The sequence below is a fragment of the Limnobacter sp. 130 genome (genome assembly GCF_902506325.1).
Lineage (GTDB): Bacteria > Pseudomonadota > Gammaproteobacteria > Burkholderiales > Burkholderiaceae_B > Limnobacter.
This window is the reverse complement of record NZ_LR732331.1, coordinates 162,755-183,166: the sequence shown is the minus strand read 5'-3', so window position 1 is coordinate 183,166 and position 20,412 is coordinate 162,755. Positions and strand designations below refer to the sequence as shown.

16 protein-coding genes are annotated in these 20,412 nt (G+C 53.3%); 12 read left to right on the top strand and 4 right to left on the bottom strand.

The window, feature by feature from the left end; genetic code table 11:
* Positions 1-3 precede the first annotated feature (3 nt).
* The 3 genes from FRIGORI9N_RS13695 to FRIGORI9N_RS13685 are packed head-to-tail and all read right to left on the bottom strand — an operon-like array spanning position 4 to position 3,667.
* Entirely contained in the window at positions 4-1,101 is a 1,098-nt protein-coding gene (locus tag FRIGORI9N_RS13695) for an imelysin family protein (RefSeq protein ID WP_159572321.1), read from the bottom strand.
* Entirely contained in the window at positions 1,101-2,474 is a 1,374-nt protein-coding gene (locus FRIGORI9N_RS13690) for a di-heme oxidoredictase family protein (protein WP_371717350.1), read from the bottom strand. Before FRIGORI9N_RS13690 ends, FRIGORI9N_RS13695 begins: the two co-directional genes overlap by 1 nt.
* A 59-nt stretch (positions 2,475-2,533) precedes the next feature.
* Positions 2,534-3,667, bottom strand: coding sequence for an imelysin family protein (locus FRIGORI9N_RS13685; RefSeq protein ID WP_371717347.1), 1,134 nt, complete (start codon positions 3,665-3,667; stop codon positions 2,534-2,536).
* A 181-nt stretch (positions 3,668-3,848) separates the two neighbouring features.
* On the opposite strand from FRIGORI9N_RS13685, the gene hemP reads away from it, so the two are divergent.
* The 6 genes from hemP (at position 3,849) to FRIGORI9N_RS13655 (ending at position 10,368) form a co-directional block, all read left to right on the top strand.
* Complete coding sequence (gene hemP, locus FRIGORI9N_RS13680; RefSeq protein WP_236550903.1) at positions 3,849-3,998, top strand: hemin uptake protein HemP; 150 nt, start codon at positions 3,849-3,851, stop codon at positions 3,996-3,998.
* A gap of 71 nt (positions 3,999-4,069) precedes the next feature.
* Positions 4,070-6,187, top strand: coding sequence for a TonB-dependent siderophore receptor (locus FRIGORI9N_RS13675; RefSeq protein ID WP_159572313.1), 2,118 nt, complete (start codon positions 4,070-4,072; stop codon positions 6,185-6,187).
* A complete protein-coding gene (locus FRIGORI9N_RS13670; protein ID WP_159572311.1) occupies positions 6,168-6,470 on the top strand; it encodes a hypothetical protein in 303 nt (100 codons plus the stop codon). Before FRIGORI9N_RS13675 ends, FRIGORI9N_RS13670 begins: the two co-directional genes overlap by 20 nt.
* 9 nt (positions 6,471-6,479) lie before the next feature.
* Positions 6,480-8,117 (top strand): PepSY domain-containing protein, encoded by a 1,638-nt coding sequence (locus tag FRIGORI9N_RS13665; protein WP_159572309.1) that lies wholly within the window; start codon positions 6,480-6,482, stop codon positions 8,115-8,117.
* A complete protein-coding gene (locus FRIGORI9N_RS13660; RefSeq protein ID WP_159572307.1) occupies positions 8,108-8,398 on the top strand; it encodes a DUF3325 family protein in 291 nt (96 codons plus the stop codon). Before FRIGORI9N_RS13665 ends, FRIGORI9N_RS13660 begins: the two co-directional genes overlap by 10 nt.
* Positions 8,399-8,454: 56 nt before the next feature.
* Positions 8,455-10,368, top strand: a complete 1,914-nt coding sequence (locus FRIGORI9N_RS13655; protein WP_159572305.1) for a c-type cytochrome — start codon at positions 8,455-8,457, stop codon at positions 10,366-10,368.
* 54 nt (positions 10,369-10,422) lie between these two features.
* On the opposite strand, the gene FRIGORI9N_RS13650 is transcribed toward FRIGORI9N_RS13655, so the two are convergent.
* A complete protein-coding gene (locus FRIGORI9N_RS13650; RefSeq protein ID WP_159572303.1) occupies positions 10,423-12,495 on the bottom strand; it encodes a TonB-dependent siderophore receptor in 2,073 nt (690 codons plus the stop codon).
* A gap of 210 nt (positions 12,496-12,705) precedes the next feature.
* Here FRIGORI9N_RS13650 and FRIGORI9N_RS13645 point away from each other — a divergent pair, with 210 nt between their 5' ends.
* The 6 genes from FRIGORI9N_RS13645 to FRIGORI9N_RS13620 are packed head-to-tail and all read left to right on the top strand — an operon-like array spanning position 12,706 to position 20,411.
* A complete protein-coding gene (locus FRIGORI9N_RS13645; protein WP_159572301.1) occupies positions 12,706-13,494 on the top strand; it encodes an HpcH/HpaI aldolase/citrate lyase family protein in 789 nt (262 codons plus the stop codon).
* Between the two features lies 1 nt (position 13,495).
* Entirely contained in the window at positions 13,496-14,653 is a 1,158-nt protein-coding gene (locus tag FRIGORI9N_RS13640) for an acetyl-CoA carboxylase biotin carboxylase subunit family protein (RefSeq protein WP_159572299.1), read from the top strand.
* Complete coding sequence (locus FRIGORI9N_RS13635) at positions 14,650-16,356, top strand: IucA/IucC family protein (RefSeq protein ID WP_159572297.1); 1,707 nt, start codon at positions 14,650-14,652, stop codon at positions 16,354-16,356. The genes FRIGORI9N_RS13640 and FRIGORI9N_RS13635 overlap by 4 nt, the downstream gene beginning before the upstream one ends.
* Complete coding sequence (locus FRIGORI9N_RS13630; protein WP_159572295.1) at positions 16,353-17,558, top strand: MFS transporter; 1,206 nt, start codon at positions 16,353-16,355, stop codon at positions 17,556-17,558. The genes FRIGORI9N_RS13635 and FRIGORI9N_RS13630 overlap by 4 nt, the downstream gene beginning before the upstream one ends.
* Entirely contained in the window at positions 17,519-19,267 is a 1,749-nt protein-coding gene (locus FRIGORI9N_RS13625; RefSeq protein WP_159572293.1) for an IucA/IucC family siderophore biosynthesis protein, read from the top strand. Before FRIGORI9N_RS13630 ends, FRIGORI9N_RS13625 begins: the two co-directional genes overlap by 40 nt.
* Positions 19,236-20,411 carry a type III PLP-dependent enzyme gene (locus tag FRIGORI9N_RS13620; protein WP_159572291.1) on the top strand — a complete coding sequence of 392 codons (1,176 nt, stop codon included), beginning with the start codon at positions 19,236-19,238 and terminating at the stop codon, positions 20,409-20,411. Before FRIGORI9N_RS13625 ends, FRIGORI9N_RS13620 begins: the two co-directional genes overlap by 32 nt.
* Position 20,412: the final 1 nt, after the last annotated feature.

Below are 20,412 nucleotides of genomic sequence, written 5' to 3'. Positions count from 1 at the left end.
GGCTCAATCGCCGTCTGAAGATGAAAACTGGATTGACACGTTTAATCCTTTGGCCACTTCAGTTTCCAAAAAACCTTTCAAGGCTTTTGACGCCTTCACCGATTGTTCAACACTGGCAGGCTTCGAAACATCGTTGGCCTTCACCGCAGCTGTAACTGCATTGCTGTGAACGAGCAATGTGTCCGCCAAACCAATTTTGCCCAATCCCCTTAGGTAGGCCTCCAGCGGCACCACCTGTTGATCGGCGTTGGGCACGGTCTGGCTGCTGACCACCAGCAAGTCTGCAATGCCCTGCCACTGCGCTTTCCAGGCGTTTTCGGTCAGCCCGAGTTCAGCGTACGGCCAATCGGGTGCGCCGCCTTTGGCGGTGTCGTCCCTGCTTTTCAACAACGGTTTTTCCATGCGCTCCCAAGCCAGGTTGTGTGTGGCACCCACCAGTTGATTGAAATACAGCTGCATGTCGGCCTTCAAGGAATCAGCATCTTCTTCGCTGTTTGGTTTGGCGGGTTGCCAGTTCAAATCAGCCACGGTGCGAGTCATGTCTCTCACCACCTCTTGCGCGTAATTGCACTGGGGCGACGCGGCCTTGAAACCTGGTTGGCCCAGTAAATATTCAATGGCCGGAAATCCCTTTGCCGGGCTTCCTACCAAAGCCATGGCCTCGGCGCCCTGGGGCTGTTTCTTGATTGCGCGTTCAAGCAAGTTCACCCGCAATGGCCGAAAATCAATTTGCCGCACTGTATTGTTCTGCAGCATCGGGCCCATCACCACAGCAGACAATTCAAGCCACACCAGATAGGTCTTTGAATACTGTGTTTTCAAGGCATCAATCGGTAAATCACCCTGACAATACTTCGCGGTTGAATTGCCGAGTTGCTCCAGCTGCGCCAACAACGCCGCCGTGTCTTTGGCGTAGTGGTGAGTCACCGTGCTGTTCAACACTTCCGAAGCGTCGTAATACGGAAACAACAAAGTACTTCTGTCTACAGGCTTTGCAGCCGCAGCCAAATTAATCACCAAGAGCAAAACCCCAGCAAGCACAATGCAAATGAGTCCACGCAATAAACCATGTTTCAATTCATGCTGGTGTTGAGGATGCATTACAACGACTCCACAAAACGGATCAAGGCAGCGCGGTCTTCAGCAGAAAATTTCATGAAACGGTTTTTGCTAAGTTCCGCCTCTCCGCCGTGCCAAAGAATGGCCTCTTCAACACCGTTTGCACGGCCATCGTGCAACAAACGCATGTGGTTATTGACATCGGGAATCAAGCCGATGCCCCACAAAGGCGGTGTTTTCCATTGCCTGCCATTGGCGTGAAAATCAGGGCGATTGTCGGCAAGCCCGTCGCCCATGTCGTGCAACAGCAAATCGGTGTAGGGCCAAATTTCCTGCCCTTCAAGTGCTTTGCTGCTCAAGGCCGGAAATGGCACTTTGCCCGTGGTGTAAGCGGGGCGATGACACACCGCACATTGCGCCTGTTCAAATAACTTTTGCCCTTTCAACACCTGTACGTCGTTTACATTGCGACGGGCAGGCGGTGCCAGTACGGCCTGATAAAACACAATTTCATTGAACAGTTTGTCGCTCAGTTCTGGCTCGCCATTGTCAGAACCATTGGGTGCCTGCAAACAATCCTTTTGCGAGGGTGTACAGTTTTCAACGGGAAACAAACTGCTGGTGATCCCGATGTCACCCAGAAACGCACCGCCGGTTTGGTGGGCCAGTGAAGCCACATTGGCCTTCCAGCCAAAACGGCCCAGCATCTCCTTCTTTGCGTAGGCATCCCAAACACGATTGGGCACACCCTTGATCGGCCCCGCTTGCTCAGCCTGTTGCCTGGCATTGGCCAGCACATCTTTTTCCTCAATCGCTTCCAGCAAACCCAAACCGATTACCTGTGGCGCAATGCGTGGGCTCACCATCACCTTGGGGTGCATGGGCCCATAGGCCAATTCAGTGAATGAGTAGCTTGGCTTTTGCAGCACATACGGTGTGCCGTCGGGGTATTGGCCGCGCACCTCCGTGGTTTCAATCCTGATCTTGCCTTCCGGCTTTACACCGTCGACAGCGGCATTGTTCAACTGATCACCGTAAGTGGGCTCGGCCACAACGCCATGGTGATCACCCACACCCGGAATTGAAATCCTGAACAACAAATCAACAGGCTGCTCACTGTTCAAGCGATTCAATATTTCAGGTGGTTTTCCGCGACCATCCTGAACATGGCAACCACCACATGAACGTGCAATAAAGTGCGGCCCCAAACCGTCTCGCGCGGTGGTCGACGCTGGCGCCTGTACCCAGTTGCGCTTGAAAAACGAGTTGCCGATTGCAAACCGGGTACGCTCTTCATCCGGCAAATTGGCGGCTGGAAATGAGAAGGCATTGCGACCGTCTGCAAACACTGTCGCGTCGCCAGCGCTGCGGGCAGTCATGCTCTCGCCTGCGGCCCAAGAAGCCCCCGCCACCAAGGTGGCGGTCAAGGCAAACACTATTAATTTTCGATTTTTTTTCACGGATAAGTATCTAATCAAGGCAAGGTCAAAGTAAGCCGGGTAATGCCAATTGCATTGGCAGATTCCACGATCAAGGTGCTCTGTTTGACCAAACTGGCCACTGTCGCCTTGATTCGCTGCGGACCGGGTGCGTCTGTACCGCCAATAATTTCCCGATCAAACGGTGCTTGAATTTGATTGGCTGCACTCACCGATTTCTGGATCTGTTGCGTGGTTTCTTTGGCCACATTGGGCGCTTTGGCGGCGACCATTTCAGCCAGCGAAGGCACTTTCAGCAAAGCACCGCTGGCTTGCTTGTATGTGCCGGTCCACACATTCAATATGCCTTGCGCATTGTTGACCGCATCACGATGGGTGTTGTCTGAAAAACAGGAATGTTCATCCTCTTGATCCTGACTGAACAAAGCCACCTCGAGCCGTTCGCCTGCAAGTTCACCACGCGACAAAGACCCCAGCCCAACCAGAATTTGACGAACAGACTCTTTGCCGCCCTTTTCAAATTCAGCGCGGAAGTTATCCGGTGTGGCGGGAGCCCAGGCAGACTGCACGGTTTGTAAATCATGAATCAACAGGGCAGTCACTTCACGCAAATAGTGAGCGCGGCGCTCGGCATTGCGACCCTTGCCTTTCACGTAATCCGTGTAGGGCCGGTCACCGGGACCGTCGTCGTTCAAGTCTTGACCCCACAACAAAAACTCGATGGCATGCCAGCCAGTGGCAATGTTTTCTTCTCCACCACGTTCATTTTGCGCCACCAGCGCTTCGCGGGTGATGTTGAATTTGCCGTTGTTAATGAAGCCGCTGTTTGAATCGCCCTTCACATAGTCCACATACGACTCGTCCATGGGCCACGCATTAATCTGGCCTTCCGGCCCATTCTCATCGTCGATCGGGCCACCATAAAAGCGGAAAGCCTCGGTTTGTCCGTAGAACTCACGCGCATCAAGCCATGCTTTTTTTGCAGTGTTCATTTCAGCTTGCGAAGGTGCTTTTAAAAACGCATCAATGGCAGCTTGCATTTTTTTCGCAGCATTCACAGAGTCGGTGTAGTTTGCATACACCAATTGTCCATAACCCCTTACAACCTCGTCGGCTGAAGGTGCAGCCAAAGCCACGTTGCACAATGCCAGGGCAAAACCGGCAACCATCCACTTTTTCATGAGGAATTAAAACCTTTGAGTCAATTCAAAACAGGGTACATGTTAATCTTAATGAGAATGATTTGCAATTAATAAGAACATCCATTACACTGCGCATCATTCATTGCAGGCAATCAACTGACTTCGGGCCACCATGAACACGCAACCGACTCTTAAAACAGGAACGCCCTTGACACACCGCACCGAATCCGCTGCTGCTGTGCCGTTGAATACAACAACGCTGTTTCCTCAAGGCAGTCGGGAAAGAACCATTGTTCATGACAACACTGAATACCGGTTGCGAATTACGGCCCAAGGCAAGTTGATTTTAACCAAATAAATTTCTCACCCTCAAATCGCAAGCCAGCCAGAACCACGTTAGCCAGCCAGCGTTTTTTTCAACCAAGCATCATGAACTCGAAAAAAATCCTGCCCTGCGCCATCAGCGCAATTGCCCTGTTTTGGCCACAACTCTCCAATGCACAAAACGCTGTCACCTTGCCCTCAGTCAAAGTAGAAGGTCAGGTTCAAGCTGAAGAAACCCCTGCCACGCCCGTCGAAGGCTACAAAGCCAACAGCACTTTCTCAGCAACCAAAACCGGCACCCCGATTGTTGAAACGCAGCAGTCCATCTCGGTCATTACACGCGAGCGCATGGAAGATCAAGGCGCATTGACACTACAAGATACGCTCGGCTACACCGCAGGTGTCAGCGCTGGTTCTTATGGTTTCGACAACCGTGGCGACTGGGCCTTTATTCGCGGCACCTCGTTTGTGCAATATCAAGATGGTTTGCGCCAATTGTTCGGCTTCTACAACAACGTGCGTCCCGATCCATTTACCCTCGAACGCGTGGAAGTGGTGAAAGGCCCTTCCTCGGTGCTGTACGGTCAGGGCGGTTTTGGCGGGCTGGTGAACATGGTCAGCAAGCGCCCGCAAGCGAAACAGGCAGGCGAAGTGGGCATGCAACTGGGCGAGTATGGTCGCAAGCAACTCGCCCTTGATTTGACAGGCCCACTGAACGAAGAAGGAACCGTGCTGTATCGCATGATTGCCCTGACCCGCGACAGTGACACTCAAGTGAACTTTGTCCCGGATGATCGCGACCTGTTTGCCCCATCGATCACCTGGAAGCCAAGTGCCGACACCAGCCTGACCGCTTATGCCCATGTGCAACGCGATCGATCCGGATCGTCGGTCGGCTTTTTCCCGATTGTGGGCACGCGCTTTGAAGGACCCAACGGGCGCATTCCCACCGACACCTTCATCAGCGAACCCGGCTTTGATTTGTACTTGTCCAAACAAACGGCTTACGGACTGGAATTTGATCATCGCTTGAACGACGTGTTTTCTTTCAGCCAGAAAGTGAAGCAAAGCGACAGCGCGGTCTCCTACAACTCAATTTACTCGGCCTTCACGCCGCGCATCAATGCAGATGGTCGGACCATTAACCGTGTGGCTATTTCGCAATACAACGTGGCCGACAGTTTGACCAGCGACTCACAACTGACTGCCAAGTGGAATGTTGGCGCCTTTGAAAACACCAGCATTGTTGGGCTGGATTATCAACGGGTCGCCTTGGGCGGTGCACGTGGTGTGGGCGGCAGTGCAGCACCCATTGATTACCTGAACCCGCAATATGGCAACTTTACAGCGCCTGTTCTACGGGATATCGCGGGCACACTGCAAACTCAAACCGGCATTTACGCCCAGCACCAAGTGAAGTACGACAAACGCTGGCTTTCGACTGTGGGCATTCGCCGTGATTGGGCTAAATCAGAAACGGACAATGCGCCAGCCTCAAACCTGGATGCGTCCACCAACACTTACAAAGCAAGCCTGGGTTACATCACCGATTTTGGTGCCATGCCTTACTACAGTTACTCCGAATCATTCTTGCCGATCGGTGGTCTGGATTTCTTTGGCAATCCTTTCAAACCACAACAAGCCGAACAGCAGGAAATGGGTGTGAAATACGAAACCCCCGATGGCAAATCCTTGCTCACCGCAGCCGTGTATGAAATCAAGGAAAACAACCGCCGTGTTGCAGATCCGGCTCAAGCAAACAATCAAATTCAGGTTGGCGAGGCTGAAAGCAAAGGTGTGGAACTGGAAGCAAATCACCGCCTAAGCTCCACAGTGGATGTTCTGGCCGCATACGCCTACACCAGTGCCAAAGTGACACGCCATTCCGCCCCCAACAGCCAAGGCAAACGCCTTGCCACAGTGCCCAAACAAACACTGAGCCTGTGGGGCCGCCAAAAATTTGCCATGTTCGGTTTGCCAGGCTGGCAATGGGGTGCAGGCCTGCGGTTTATTGATGAATCCTGGGACGGCGTCGACAACGTACGCACACCCAGCGTGACCTTGCTGGATGCAATGTTATCCTATGAAACTGGTGACTGGCGCTACGCAGTGAACGCCACCAACCTGGCCAACCGTGAATACGTGTCCACCTGCCTGTCTCGGGGTGACTGCTTCTACGGCGTCGAACGCAATGTGGTGTTCAGTGCAAACTACCGTTTCTAAAATTCAATGGCTGAAAATCAGCAGTCGGCAAATTTATTGCCTGCTGCTGGCCTTTCCTGCAGGTTTGGCCTTGGCCAACCTGCTCGCTGCAGCCATGGCTATTTTATTGTTCAATGCAGGCATGGAACAAAGCGAAGCGATGACACTGAGCCTGTTGCTGGCTTATCTTGCCATGCCCTGCTGGATGCTTTGGATTTACTGCACCAGCAGCCTGGCCTGGTTAAGCGCCAAAGGGCTTCTGTTTGGCTTGCTGTGCGCTATCGTGATTTATTTTCCTTGGTGAACCATTGCAGTGAGCAAGCACAAAGCCCCATCCGTTCGCCAACACATGGCCTGGTTTCACACCTGGTTTGGCCTGTTCATTGGCTTTTTGTTGTTCGCCGTTTTCTGGATGGGCACACTGACGGTATTTGACCGGGAATTTGATCGCTGGATGCACCCCGAGAGCCGCAGCATAGCCGGTGAATGCTGCACACTGAGCCCGCAACAACTTGAAGCCGTGTTGATGAAAGCGCGTGAACTGGCGCCCGAATCCGACAACATTCGATTGCGCCTGCCCACCGAGCGCACGCCCATGACATTGATCCGCATTGTCGAACCCGATCGCAGCTTGAAAGCCTATTTCATGGATCCCGACACTGGCAAGGTGGTCAGCAATGAACACACCTTGGGGGGCAGCGGCTTCTTTTTCCCCTTCCACTACAAGTTCAATATTGCGTGGAAAGATGTGGGTTATTTCATGCTGGGTATTGCAGGCCTGGCCATGATGGCCCTGCTCATCAGCGGCATTGTGCTTCATCGGAAACTGCTGGCTGAATTCTTTGTGTTTCGCCCCAAAAAGCACACGGTGCGCAGTCTTCTCGACTTACACAACCTGAGCAGCGTGGTGGCACTGCCGTTTCATTTCATCATCACTTTCACAGGGTTGTTGATTTTCTTCTCCATCTATTTTCCGTGGGCCACACTGGCTGCATTTGATAACGACAAGGCCGCTGCACAAAAGGCCATGAGCGGTTTTATCAATTTGCCAGCCAGTGACTTTATTGAAAACACCGATCAACAGCTTGCCGCATTAAAAAGTGTGCCTGCGCTTGTTCAGGCACGGGAAGCGGCATGGAGCCAAGCCTTGGGCGAACCAGCACGTGCCGACGCCATCAACATTCGCAACCTGACCGACAGCAATGCGACGCTTGAAATTCGCAGGGTATTTCCCGCACGCAGCATTGCGATGAGCACCCACGCAGACACACTGCTGCTGCACACCGGTGCGCTGCTCCACGCCCACGAACCCAAACCCATCAAGGGGTTTACGCACTGGATCAACGGCCTTCACTTCATTCAATTCGACCACGCAGCGCTGCGCGTGCTGTACGTGATTGGCGGCTTGCTCGGTTGCGTCATGATTCACACCGGTTTTCTGTTTTGGCTTGAAGCACGCCGTGTTCAACACCACAAGAAAAAGCTGCCCGGGTTTACCGTAGTTCAAGCGCTGACTGTGGGCGGCACACTGGGCATGATGATCGCCACCGCGGCTTTTCTGGTGGCCAACCAGCTTATTCCAGATCACCTCAACAACCGCGCCACAGTGGAAACCTGGGTGTTTTATGGGGTCTGGGTTGGCAGTATTGTCTGGGCTTTTGTCAACGCCCGCAAAGGCCGGCATTTACAGATCCATGCGCAAGCCCATCGAAGCAGCCAGTGGTTTGCACCCACGGTGGCATTCACCGTGCTGTGTGGTCTGGCCTGGTTACTGAACCAGATCAACACAGGTGGCATGGTCGCAGCAATTCGCCAAGGGGACATGAATTCATTGGCCATCGATATTGGTTTGCTCATCATGGTTGCAAGCGGCATTTACACGGCTCGCAAAGTTGTGATCAAGTCTTCAGCCAGGCAGCCTGCACACAGCGAGGCCTTGAAATGCAACTAACACTGCAGCTTGCGTTGGCCTTGCCGCTTCTGTTTTTTGGTTTGCTGTCCATTGCACTGTCCCAGCAGGCCCACTTTCGCCATCGCCGTTGGGCTGGGCGCTGCAACGCAATCGGGCTGCGAACAATTATGCTGCGTCGCATTGCAGGTGTTCTTGCCTTGCTGGTCAGCGCAATCCTGATGGTCCTTGTTGAGGGCATTGGTTTTGGCTTGGTGCTTTGGGTAATGGCCGCAGCGGCATTGGCTGTGCTATCGACATGGGTACTTGCCCGGTCAAGTTAAAGGGCACTTCGTGTTGTCGGCGTATAATCGCCTGATATCCAACACGAGCTGTATTCATGATCACCCGTTTTGCTACCGCCGCCCTTTTACTGCTAGCCAGCCTGTCCACCAACGCCCAAACCAATGGGTCCGCTCTTGCAACGGACATGGCCAGTCGCGTTCAAGCCTGTGTGGCCTGTCACGGTGCGGAAGGTCGCGCCAGCGCGGAAGGCTACTACCCGCGCATTGCGGGCAAACCAGAAGGCTACCTGTACAACCAGTTGATCGCATTTCGCGACGGAAGCCGCCAGCATGCGGCGATGAATGGAATCGTTCAACATTTGTCGAATGACTACCTGCTGCAAATGGCCAAGTACTTTGCTGCACAAAACCCGCCCTACCCTGCACCGGCCAAAACAACGGCAAGCCCCAGCGAACTGGAACAAGGCAAACGCCTGGTATTCGACGGTGTTGTGTCCAGGAAAATACCCGCATGCGCAGCCTGTCATGGGCAGGCGCTTACTGGTGTTGAACCCTACACACCCGGTTTGATCGGCTTGCCGCGCGATTACCTGAATGCCCAATTGGGCAAATGGCGCAATGGGCAGCGCAAGGCCGCCGACCCCGATTGTATGCATGCCTTGGTCAAAGCATTAAGCCCAGCGGAACTGAACACAGCCACTTCCTATTTGGCAGCCCAAGCTGTGCCGCCCAACTCAAAAGCAGCACCAGCCAACAGCATTCAGTTTCCGCTGAAGTGCGGTACGCACACCACCACGGCCGCGCCAAACCTTGGCACTGTGTCGCCCGAACCCATCGCGCTGAACGTGCTGTCGGCACAAGAAACGCGGGGCGCCTATTTGGCGCGCATCGGCAATTGCGCCGGTTGTCACACTGCAAACCCCAAGAAACCATTTGCCGGTGGTCGTGCAATCGAAACGCCGTTTGGACCAATTTACAGCAGCAACTTAACCCCCAACCCTGAAACCGGATTGGGCAACTGGACCGCCGATGATTTTTACAAAGCCATGCACAGCGGCATTTCCAAAAATGGCGACTACCTGTACCCGGCGTTTCCATACACCGACTACACCAAAATGAGTCGGGCCGAGGTAGACGATTTGTTCGCCTACCTGAAACGCCTGCCCGCAATTGTGCAAAAAACGCCCGAACCCGAATTGCAGTTTCCTTTCAATCAACGCCCGCTGTTGGCAGTGTGGCGCGCGCTGTATTTCACTGAAGGTGAATACAAACCGAACACCCAGCAAAGCGCACAGTGGAATCGCGGTGCCTACCTGGTCAATGGCCCAGGCCATTGCGCGGCATGCCACACCCCCCGCAACACATTGGGTGGCTTGAAAGACAAATTGAATTTAAGTGGTGCCACCATACCGGTGCTGAACTGGTTTGCACCCGCTTTAAACAATCACCCCGTGCATGGCTTGGGCAAATGGAGTGAAAGCGACATTGCCGCCTATTTGCAAAATGGCGTGAATCGCCATGCAGCCACTTATGGCCCCATGAGTGAAGTGATCGCGCACAGCTTGCAATTTGCCACTGAAAGCGACACAAATGCCATGGCGGTTTACCTGAAAAGCCTGCCTGCGCAAGCACCTTCCGAAAATGAAAGCACAGGTCTTGGCCAGCGCACCCTGCAACCACTCATGCAGCGCGGGGAGAATATTTACGCCAACACCTGCGCAGAATGTCATGGCAAACAAGGCGAGGGAAAAGCCAACCAATTCCCTGCACTGGCTGGCAATGTCAATGTAATTGCCCCCAACCCGGTCAATGCAATTCGACTGGTGCTCAACGGTGGCTTTTCACCCAGCACGCAGGGTGCACCCTACCCGCACGGCATGCCACCCTACCGTGTGGAACTGAGCAACACCGACATTGCGGCGGTTGTTACTTACATTCGCCGAAGCTGGGGCAACAGCGCCAGTGGTGTTGCATCGGTCGAAATCGACAAGCAACGGGGCATGCAATAAAAAAAGCCGGTGATGAATTGCTTCACCACCGGCTTTTCACTGGGTACGTCGTGATCAGAAATCAACCTGCATTTCAACCAGCAACATACGTCCTGGTGCTGGCACGCGGCCAGTTGTGCTCACATCCACACCACGGAAGAAATACTGCTCATCAAACAGGTTGTTAATACCAAAACCAAGGTTCATGTTTCTGCCCTGACCAATCGGGAAATCGCGACCCACGCGCATGTTCACCAAAGTATAGGCTGGCAATTCACCCGCGCTGCCGTTGGCAGTTTCGGCTTGCGTGTTGGCTGAATCACTGAAGCTTTCAGACACATACAAAGCATTGGCATTGGCTGTCCACTTGTCGAACTTGTAAACAGCATCAAAGCCCAGGTGGTGCGTGGGCGCATTGCGCAACTCTTTGCCTTGGTCGGCGCCAGACAACTGCTCGGTGTCCAGGTAGGTGTAGCTCATGCCCAACTCGGTTTGGCTGTTCAGGTTCCAGCGGCCTTCCAGTTCAACACCCTCTTGGCGTGTTTCGCCAAGGTTGCGGAATGCACCTGTATCGAAAACAATTTGATCTTTGTAATCCACACGGAACAGGGTCGCTGCAATATTGGCTTGGGGATTGATTTGCCAGCGCGAACCAATTTCGTAGTTCTCAGCTGTTTCATTGCCCACATCGCCACCCCGTGTAACCTGCGCGGTTTGCACTGGTACCAGTGAACGTTGTGCATTGGCAAACACAAACACATCTTTGGTGGCCTGGTAGCCCACGGTCAAGCCGGGCAACCATTCATCCGGGTTGTTTTGAAATTCCGTACCTGTGTTCAAATCGCGGTAACGGGTTTCAACATCTTCATAACGAATACCGGGCGTTACTTTCAAACGATCATCCATCAAGGCGATGGTGTCGCTTACGTAATAAGCCATGGCTTTGGTTGTAAAGTCCCAGCGACGGAACGGGTTGACCGATCCAGTTGCCAGTGTGGTGCGGCTTACGTCGAAGCGCACATCTTCTTCAACAAAACGTGCACCTGCAATCACCGTGTGGTTGCCGATCTGCTTGGTGAAACGTGGCTCTGTGCCATGTACGCTGAATACGCGCGGAGAATCAAGAACAAACGCTGGCGTTTGTGCCGGGTCATCCGAGAAAGTGGCCGACTGACTAAAGAAGAAAGTGCGGTTGGCTTGGTGTGCAAAGTTGCGCCAGGTCAACTTGAAGTCATCTGAAAACGAATGGTTCCAGGTGAACGTGCCACGCCACATGTCGGCGTCATACGCATCAAAGGGCTTTTGCGACTGGTTCGGATTCTGCTCGTACGCTGTCGGGCTCAAGGCTCCCGGCAACTCGGCCTTCACTTCGTAGTACTGCAACTGCGCTTTGAAATCGTTGTTGGCGTTCAGGTAGTACTCGCCATCCACAATAAAGTTACGTACTTCGGTGTCGGAACGATCACGCTGGCCCTTGCCATCCACAATGTTCGCCTGAAATTGCAAACCCAGATCTTCACGAACAAAACCACCAATGCGGTAGTAGGTGTCGGTCAACATATTCCCGGTTTCTTCGGAAATTTGCAGGCGTTCGCGGAAGGTTTGGCTGGTTTTTGCTGGAATGGCTTTGGTCACCAAATTCAGCACGCCACCCACGTTGTTCGGGCCGTAATGAACAGCCGCACCGCCACGCACCAAGTCCACCGCTTCAAGGCTGGGCAAGGTAACCGGGAACAGCGACAAGCCCACGTTGGTGTAGGGGCCAATGGCAATCGGGTACCCGTCTACCAAAATTTGAATGCGCTCGCTGCGCAAGGGGTTCAAGCCGCGCAAGCCAATATTGGGCAAAATCCCGGTACCGGTCTCATCGAGCACTTGAACACCCGGCACACGACGCAATGCATCTTCCAGGTTCAATGCACCACGCTCTTCAAGGTCTTCTTTTTCAAGCACGGTGCGCGCACCCGTGTAGGTTTTTACGCTTTCCTCAGTGGGTGGGCCCAACCAGTCGGATTGCACGGTAACCGGTGCCAGGGTTTCAGCAAAGGCTGCATTACCCAATGAAAGGCAAACCATGGCAACTGCCATGGAAAGCGGGGAAACAAGGGGACGTTGGCGTGTGTCAGCACGACCATCAGAAGAGTACATTGCAATTTCCTTTAGTTAATGTAAATCGTTCTCATTATCTTTATTTTTACCATTAGTTTGTTGTACCCCGCTGCCAAAGCCAACTTTTTTATTCAATAAGCAAAAGAATTCATGCGCCAGTACCCATTTCGAGCGATGAATTGTTAAATCTTTTGAAGCTTTATTTTATTTAATGCTAATATAAATCATTCTCATTTACTAAATTAAAGAATGATCCAATCCTCCCCGCTGACCAAGCCAAAGCCCAACCAGTCACCTTGGCTGGGCTTGCTGAATTCCCTGCCCTCTCCGCTGATCGTCGACATGATTGCCCAGTGCAATTACGACTTCGTCATCATCGACACCGAACACGTACTACTCGATGAAAATACCTTGCGCGAATGCATTCAAACCTGTCGACACCACCGCTGCATGCCATTGGTACGTGTTGCTGAAGTTCGCCCCAACTTCATCGGGAAGGTGCTGGATGCCGGGGCCATGGGTATTGTGTTGTCGCGTGCCGAAACTGCCGATCAAATTCATGCACTGGCGCAGGCCATGAAGTTTCCCCCGCTGGGCAAGCGTGGCATTACAGGTGGCACGGTCACCGGCTACGGACAACTTGCCCTGAGTGACTACATTGCGCGGGCCAACGAGGAAATCTTGCTCGTGCCCATGATTGAAAGCCAAAGTGGCTTGACTGCCCTGCCCGATATGCTGGCCACCGGGCAGGTCAGCTTTGTCATGGAGGGTGCGCTAGACCTTGCCTTGAACCTGGGCCTTGGACCCAGCCCCTTGCACCCGGCCACGTTCGAAGCATTGAACAACATGCATGAAATTTGCGTTCAAGCCAATGTCCCTTTTTGCCCGAATCCACGAACACCGAGTCAACAGAGACACTGGCAAGAACTGGGCTGCACTCTTTTTCTGTGTGGTGAAGACCGCAGCCACTTCAGCAAAACACTGCGCAACAACCTTCAACCATTCCACACACTCCAGCCCGCCCCTCAAGGAGCCTGAATTGAAACCCACCATTGTTTTCCTGACCCATGTTTTGAACAATGCGATTGTCGATGGATTCATTCCAGCAGCCCAATCGCTGGGGCACGACGTCATTGTGTTGACCGACCACGGCCATGCACATCAGCAAGCGCTGGCCAATGTACACATTCATGAATGCGATGTGTTCAACCCAATCGCAGTAATTGACCTGATCGCCGCACTGAAAATTCAACCCCGGGCCGTATTCTCCAATAGCGATCACCTTCAAACCTGCACCGCGCTGGTGGCCTCGCTGTTGGGTGTTCCTGCAAAACCCTGGCAGGTTTGTTACCACGCGAAAAACAAACACTGGATGCGAAAAAGGCTTGAATCGCTTCACCTGCCCACCATCTGGAGTCAAACAATTCGCCGCGGCGATCCGGTAAACATGGAATGGCCTTTCCCTTTGGTGGTCAAGCCCACACAAGGTGTGGCATCCATGGATGTGGTTCGCGTCGACACGCCCGCACAGCTCAATCAATATCTTGCACAAATTGATGAATCGCAAAGCGTGTTGCTGGAGGAATTCATGGACGGCCCGCTCATCACGCTTGAAACGCTGGGCGATGGCAAACACCTGCACACCATCGGCGGGTTCGACGTCAGCCTGTCCAACCCACCCTATTTTGTTGAAACTGCGGCGCAATGGAATGGCCCGCACACGCGGCAATGGCGCACGCACATGGCACACATTCTTGCGCAATTTGGCGTGGCGCTGGGCGCTTGCCACAGTGAATTCATCGTGACTCCGCGTGGCCCGGTTTTGGTGGAAATCAATTACCGCAGCATTGGCGACAACCGCGAATTTTTGCTTGATCAACTTGTGGAACAAGGCTGGTTCAAATCCATTTTACAAATTCACCTTGGTCATGAAATTGACGTGCCACATGTAAAACCGACCTACGCACAAATCAATTACCTGGTTGCGTCCAAGCCAGGCACCGTGCGCCTGGCACCGCGCATTGAAAACAATGGAAAGGTTCAATACCGGGCAATCAAACAGGAAGGGGAAACATTACAAATCAGCCACTCCAACAAAGACTACATTGGCGTGTTCACCTTCCAGGCCGATTCCGAAATCGAACTGCAACAACTACAAAGTGAAACCTACAAGTGCAATCCCTGGAGCGTTCAATGAACACACTGCACAACCAGCGAATTGCGCTACGACTGATCAATACCTGCCTGCGGGAAGACGTTCGTAACCTACTCAGTTTGGGACGTATTGAAGCCAACGAAGGCCGCACATTTCTGGTGTTCGACCACCTGCCCACCGCCTGCAGAATTGAAGTGAAAGAAAGCCCCAGCATGCAAACCCACCGGGCCACCAACCCCCACTGGGAAATACGTCAACACGGTCAGTGGGTTGAGCAACACGGCGCAAGGCAATGGATCCGTTTTCTGGCGCAAGGCTTGCCCGAAGATTCAGCCGCCCTGTACCGAAATTATGAACTTGAAGTGCAAGCGGCCATTGATCAAACCGTGCTGTGTGATCAAACCTACACAGAACAGCAGCACCAACTGAATTTTAATGACAGCCCGCGCAACTGGGCCGAGCGCATGCTGCACGCCGATCAAATGGCCAGTTTTCTGGATCATCCGTATTACCCCACCGCCCGTGCAAAATTCGGTATGGACACCAGCGAACTGAAGGCCTATTCACCCGAGTTCAACCCCACGTTTGAGCTGGCCTGGTTTGCCGTGCCTGCAAGCGAATTTGAAAGTACAGGCACTGAACCCGTGTGGTGGCCCACACTGGCACAGGTGGGTCTGCCACAGTCACTTTGCACCACACACACATTGCTGCCGGTTCACCCCATGATGCGCGCTGCAATAGCACAGGGCATCCCGGAAAGCATTGAAGCACCACACACGTATTTGTCCGTCAAACCCACGCTGTCGGTGCGCACTGTGGCCGTGCTGAACCACCCCGCCTCACACCTCAAACTACCCATGCCCATTGCCACACTGGGCCAGAAAAATATTCGCTACATCAAGCCATCTACCCTGAGGGATGGCGACTGGTTTGCCCGGGCGCTTGCGTCGATCGAACAAACCAATGAAGGAATCAAAGGCTTGTACCGACACGTGGATGAATCGTTCACCGGCTGCTACAAACAACTGAACACCGCAGGTTTTTTACACCGTCTGTACCCGGCAGAATTGCCCGATGAAACACTGGCTACCGTGGCCACGTTGTGCAGCCCCATGCCCAGCGGAAAATCTTATCTGCTTGAGTACCTGGAACAACAAGGGCAAGACTTGCAAAGCTGGTGGGCAAGCTATTGCACACTGATGATTGGCGTGCACCTTCGCTTGTGGATTCAACATGGCATTGCGCTGGAATCGAATCAACAAAATTCGGTGCTGTCGTTGCGCCCAGGGCGACCACCCACGCTTGTGATGAAAGACAACGACGCGGCACGTTTGTGGCCAAGTCGCTTTGAAACAGCCGCTGCAAGCCACGGACACAATGTGCACGACCTGCAAGACGCCCGCATTCTGGTGAACGACGAGGCACCGCTTGCCCACATGTTTATCACCATCACCCTGCAGCTGAACTTGCTTGCTGTGCTCGACGGGCTCGCCCAAAGTGGTGCCCTGAATCGCCAACAAGCTTTGCTTACATTGCGCAAGGCCATTGAACACACCCTGAGCAACCTGCGCAAGGAGGGATTCGACACCGACCTGGCCAGCGAGCTGTTGTTGTATTCACGCATGCATCCTGTTAAGTACCTGTTGCAAAGCGCGAGCCTGTTGAGCAAACAAGAGTGCGGCGCACGCGACGTGAACAAGTTTTACGGCATGACTGGCCCCAACCCCTTGCGAGACCTGCCATGAATCGTGTCTTGCTCGCAGTGCTGTCCTGCCATTTTCTGGCCGCATTCACAGTGTTGGGTATGCCCCTTTACCTGCCCTTGCTGTTCACCGATCTGGGGCTGCCATCGAACAGCCCATGGATCGGATTTGTATTTGCATGGCCCACACTGCTGACCGCACTCAGCGGCCCGCTGTGGGGCAAAGTGGCTGACCGGTTTGGCCGGCGTTTCTCGTTGATTCGTGCACTGGCCGGTTTGTCCATCGCGTTCGTGTGGGTCGGTGTTGCCAGTTCAGTGCCCGAACTGGTCATGGCATTAACCCTGCAAGGCCTCATGGGCGGCACGCTGGCTGCGGCCAATTCCTATCTGGCCACCACCATGCCGCGTGAAACCCTGGCAGCCACATTGAACTGGACACAGTTCAGCGCGCGCATGGCGCTGCTCACTGCGCCATTGGTGCTGGCTGTTGGCATTGAGTATCTCAAGTTGCAACAACTGTACATTGTGTTGGCCGCTCTCCCCATGCTGGGTGCACTGTATGCCTTCACATTGCCCAAAGACTCGAGCCAACCGAACTCGGCACACTTAAACCCGGCGGTAAAAAAAGATGCCATTGCCAATGAAATAAACCCGCCAGATCAATATGCATCGACGCTGGCCGTGTGCAGTCTGCAAGCCCTGTTCTGCTTCGCAATGGTGGTCACATTCCCGTATTTTCTTCCCTATGCTGCCCCCGGCATTGCCAGCACAACAGCCATTGCCCTGCTGTACGTACTGCCCCACCTTGTTTATTTACTGCTTCAACCGCTGCTGAAAAAGCGTTTTCCAAACTGGGCTTTCAATTGCCAACTCAGCATGTTGACGCTTGCGACTGCCGCATGCATTCAGTGGCAATTCAGCAACGAGTTGGCGTTGGCGGGAGCACGCATTTTGTTTGGCGTTGGCATCTGGATGGGTTACCACGGCATTCACCAACTGGTTGCAAAATCATTTCAGGCTGCGCACGCCGGCGCCTGGTTTGGTTCACTCGATAGCGTCGGAAAACTGGCCGGTGTGGCCGCAGGCATTGGTGCCGGTTTTGCAGTCAGCCACATGACCCTTGCTTCGCCTTTTCTGCTTTCCGCCGTGGCAAGCCTTGCTGCCATGCCACTTGTTTATCACATTCAAAAAACAGGATCACGCCAATGTCTCAAGCTGAACTCCACAGTCTCAACCACCTGCTGAACTGCTACCTGCGCGAATTTGCAGTGCCGCATCAACTGGTCGACTGGCATGCTCAGGGCGACTTGCCCAAGGCCTTGCAAAGCGACCTGCTGGAAGGCGAAACCGTAAGAATTCGCACAGCCTACCCCGTGCTGAAAATCGCTTTCAAGGTACAGGCACGGGGCGCATTGAACCAGATCAAACTGGGCTCAAAACTGTTTGCCAAACCCATGGGAAAACCATGGCAAGTACTGAGTACGCAAGCGGCCATTCAAGCCCTGCTCGAACACATGGCCATGCTGACCCAAACCGAACCAAACGTCGAATTGCAGGCGCAGATCAACAATAGCCTGCAGAACATGCAAAGGTTTTTGAACAGCACCAAAGTGCCTTACCTGAACGCCTTGCAACACACCGAACAGTCCTTGCTGTGGGGGCACCCGTTTCACCCGAGTCCGAAAAGCCGCTCGGGTGTCCAGCCCGACGAACTTATGAACTGCTCACCAGAAGTGGGCGCCGCTTTCCAGTTGCATTGGTTTGACATTGATCCTGCCCTGCTGCAAGAACTGGGGAAGCCAGTGATCAACAAAGTGTCTGAAGTGCTAACCGGGCGTGGCGGTTTGTACCCTTGCCACCCATGGGAAGTGAACCTTGTTCTGGGCTCAAGAATTTATCAACAGGCAAACCAGAAAAAACTGATTCGCCACCTTGGCCCTTTGGGCAAAGTGGTGTGGCCCACGTCGTCGGTGCGCACGCTGTATCACCCTGAACTCGATGTGTTTTTGAAATGCTCCATTCATGTTCGCCTGACCAACTGCATTCGCAAAAATGCATGGTACGAACTTGAAAGTGCAGTGGGAATGACTGAATTACTTGCACCCACCTTTGAACAGGTTGAATACAGGCACCCTGGCTTTCGCATGTTGCGGGAACCGTCGGCCTGCACACTGAACCTGAACCAAACCTACACAGCCGCCAGCATCGAAGAAACCGTCAACCTGCAGGAAAGCTTCGGAATTATTTTCAGGGAACAACTTCGCACCCAGCACAGCGATATTCACATGGCTGGATCCCTTGCCGCCTGGAACAACTCGGGTGAAAGTCAACTGGCACTGCGACTTGGCGAACAGGCCGAACAGGCCGCACAGCAGGGTGCAGGCAAGGCTGAATTCATCCTGAACTGGTTACAGTGTTACTTCAAACTGCTGGTACCCGGCACGCTAACCTTGCTGTTTAAACATGGCGTAGTACTTGAACCGCATTTGCAAAATACGGTGTTGGCCACTTCAAACGGATTGCCCGTGCAGGTATGGATCCGCGACCTGGAAGGCACCAAGCTGATTCCGCAACATTGGCCCCATGAACGCCTGAAAAACCTTTCGGAACGTGCGATTGCTTCGGTGCATTATTCCGCAGACCAGGGCTGGAAAAGAGTCAGTTATTGCCTGCTCGTGAACAACATTGCCGAGATGATTTTCCACGCCTGCCAGCATACCCCGGGCCTGGAACAACGCGCCTGGCAACACCTTGCAACATTGTTGCAAAACATTCTCCATGAGTTGGGTGAACCACAGGCCCTTTCCGATTTGCTGCAAGGGCATGCACTGGCATCGAAAAACAATCTTAAAACACGTTTATTCAGAAAGGCAGACCGCCTTTCAGACTACACATTTCTTTCACATCCTTTGATTGCACACCATGACAAACAAACTGAAGAAACTGCTTGTTGAAAAAGCCAGCTCAGGCACATCACCCTGGTGTGCCTACGTGTACGACCTGCCTGCATTGGCCACGCATGCACAACACATGAAACAGCACCTTCCGCAAAACTGCCAACTGTATTACGCGGCCAAAGCCAACCCCGATGTGCGGCTGCTAAACACGCTGGCCCCACACGTTGACGGGTTCGAAGCCGCATCGGCGGGCGAGCTGGCCCACTTGAATGAGCAGCAATTTGGCAAACCCCTGATTTTTGGTGGCCCCGGCAAAACCACTGAAGACCTGCAACAGGCACTGAACCAACATGTGGCCTGTATTCATGTGGAAAGTCTCACTGAACTGAAACGCCTCGCCACGCTTTGCGCCAACGGCTCTCAAACCCAAACCATCATGCTGCGCATGAATATTGCGCTCGACGGTATCGCGGGCAGCAAACTGCAAATGGGCGGTCAAGCCACCCCCTTTGGGCTCGACCCCAGCGACCTTGGCACCGCGCTGGCGCTGATTCAAGAATCACAACACCTTGAGTTTGATGGATTTCATTTTCATTCCATGTCGCATCAAATGTCTGTCGAGAACCATTTGAAATTGATGGAACGATACTTTCAGATCAATCGTGAATGGGAATCGCAATGGCACATTCGCAGCAAAGTGTTGAATGTGGGCGGCGGGATTGGCGTGAACTACCAGTGCGTTGACGAACAGTTCAACTGGGAACAATTTTGTAGTCAGCTTGATGAGTTGATCAAGCAACACGACCTGCAAACACGGCAAATCAGGTTTGAATGCGGCCGCTTTGTAAGCGCGTTTTGTGGGCACTACGTGATGGAAGTGATTGATCTGAAACAAAGCCATGGACAGTGGTTTGCGATTGGCAAAGGCGGTACCCATCACTTCCGAACGCCTGCGGCACAAAGCCACAACCACCCAGTGTGGGTGCACCGCAACGGACAGGCTGCGGTTGTACACAATTCAACGGCGAATATTGTGGGGCAGCTGTGCACACCAAAAGATCGTTTGCACCACCAACTCCCGGTTCAAGAATTGGCTCTTGGTGATTACCTGGTGTTTACGCTGGCAGGGGCTTATGCGTGGAATATTTCGCACCAGAATTTCTTGATGCACGCGCCGCCCCAGGTTGTTTACCTGGAATAAA

Bases quoted from the DNA above. Each gene is read 5' to 3' on its own strand.
- FRIGORI9N_RS13675 (WP_159572313.1), top strand. From the start codon at position 4,070: ATGAACTCGAAAAAAATCCTGCCCTGCGCCATCAGCGCAATTGCCCTG.
- FRIGORI9N_RS13650 (WP_159572303.1), bottom strand. From the start codon at position 12,495: ATGTACTCTTCTGATGGTCGTGCTGACACACGCCAACGTCCCCTTGTT.
- FRIGORI9N_RS13620 (WP_159572291.1), top strand. From the start codon at position 19,236: ATGACAAACAAACTGAAGAAACTGCTTGTTGAAAAAGCCAGCTCAGGC.
- FRIGORI9N_RS13645 (WP_159572301.1), top strand. From the start codon at position 12,706: ATGATCCAATCCTCCCCGCTGACCAAGCCAAAGCCCAACCAGTCACCT.
- FRIGORI9N_RS13635 (WP_159572297.1), top strand. From the start codon at position 14,650: ATGAACACACTGCACAACCAGCGAATTGCGCTACGACTGATCAATACC.
- FRIGORI9N_RS13630 (WP_159572295.1), top strand. From the start codon at position 16,353: ATGAATCGTGTCTTGCTCGCAGTGCTGTCCTGCCATTTTCTGGCCGCA.
- FRIGORI9N_RS13695 (WP_159572321.1), bottom strand. From the start codon at position 1,101: ATGCATCCTCAACACCAGCATGAATTGAAACATGGTTTATTGCGTGGA.
- FRIGORI9N_RS13660 (WP_159572307.1), top strand. From the start codon at position 8,108: ATGCAACTAACACTGCAGCTTGCGTTGGCCTTGCCGCTTCTGTTTTTT.
- FRIGORI9N_RS13625 (WP_159572293.1), top strand. From the start codon at position 17,519: ATGTCTCAAGCTGAACTCCACAGTCTCAACCACCTGCTGAACTGCTAC.
- FRIGORI9N_RS13655 (WP_159572305.1), top strand. From the start codon at position 8,455: ATGATCACCCGTTTTGCTACCGCCGCCCTTTTACTGCTAGCCAGCCTG.
- FRIGORI9N_RS13685 (WP_371717347.1), bottom strand. From the start codon at position 3,667: ATGGTTGCCGGTTTTGCCCTGGCATTGTGCAACGTGGCTTTGGCTGCA.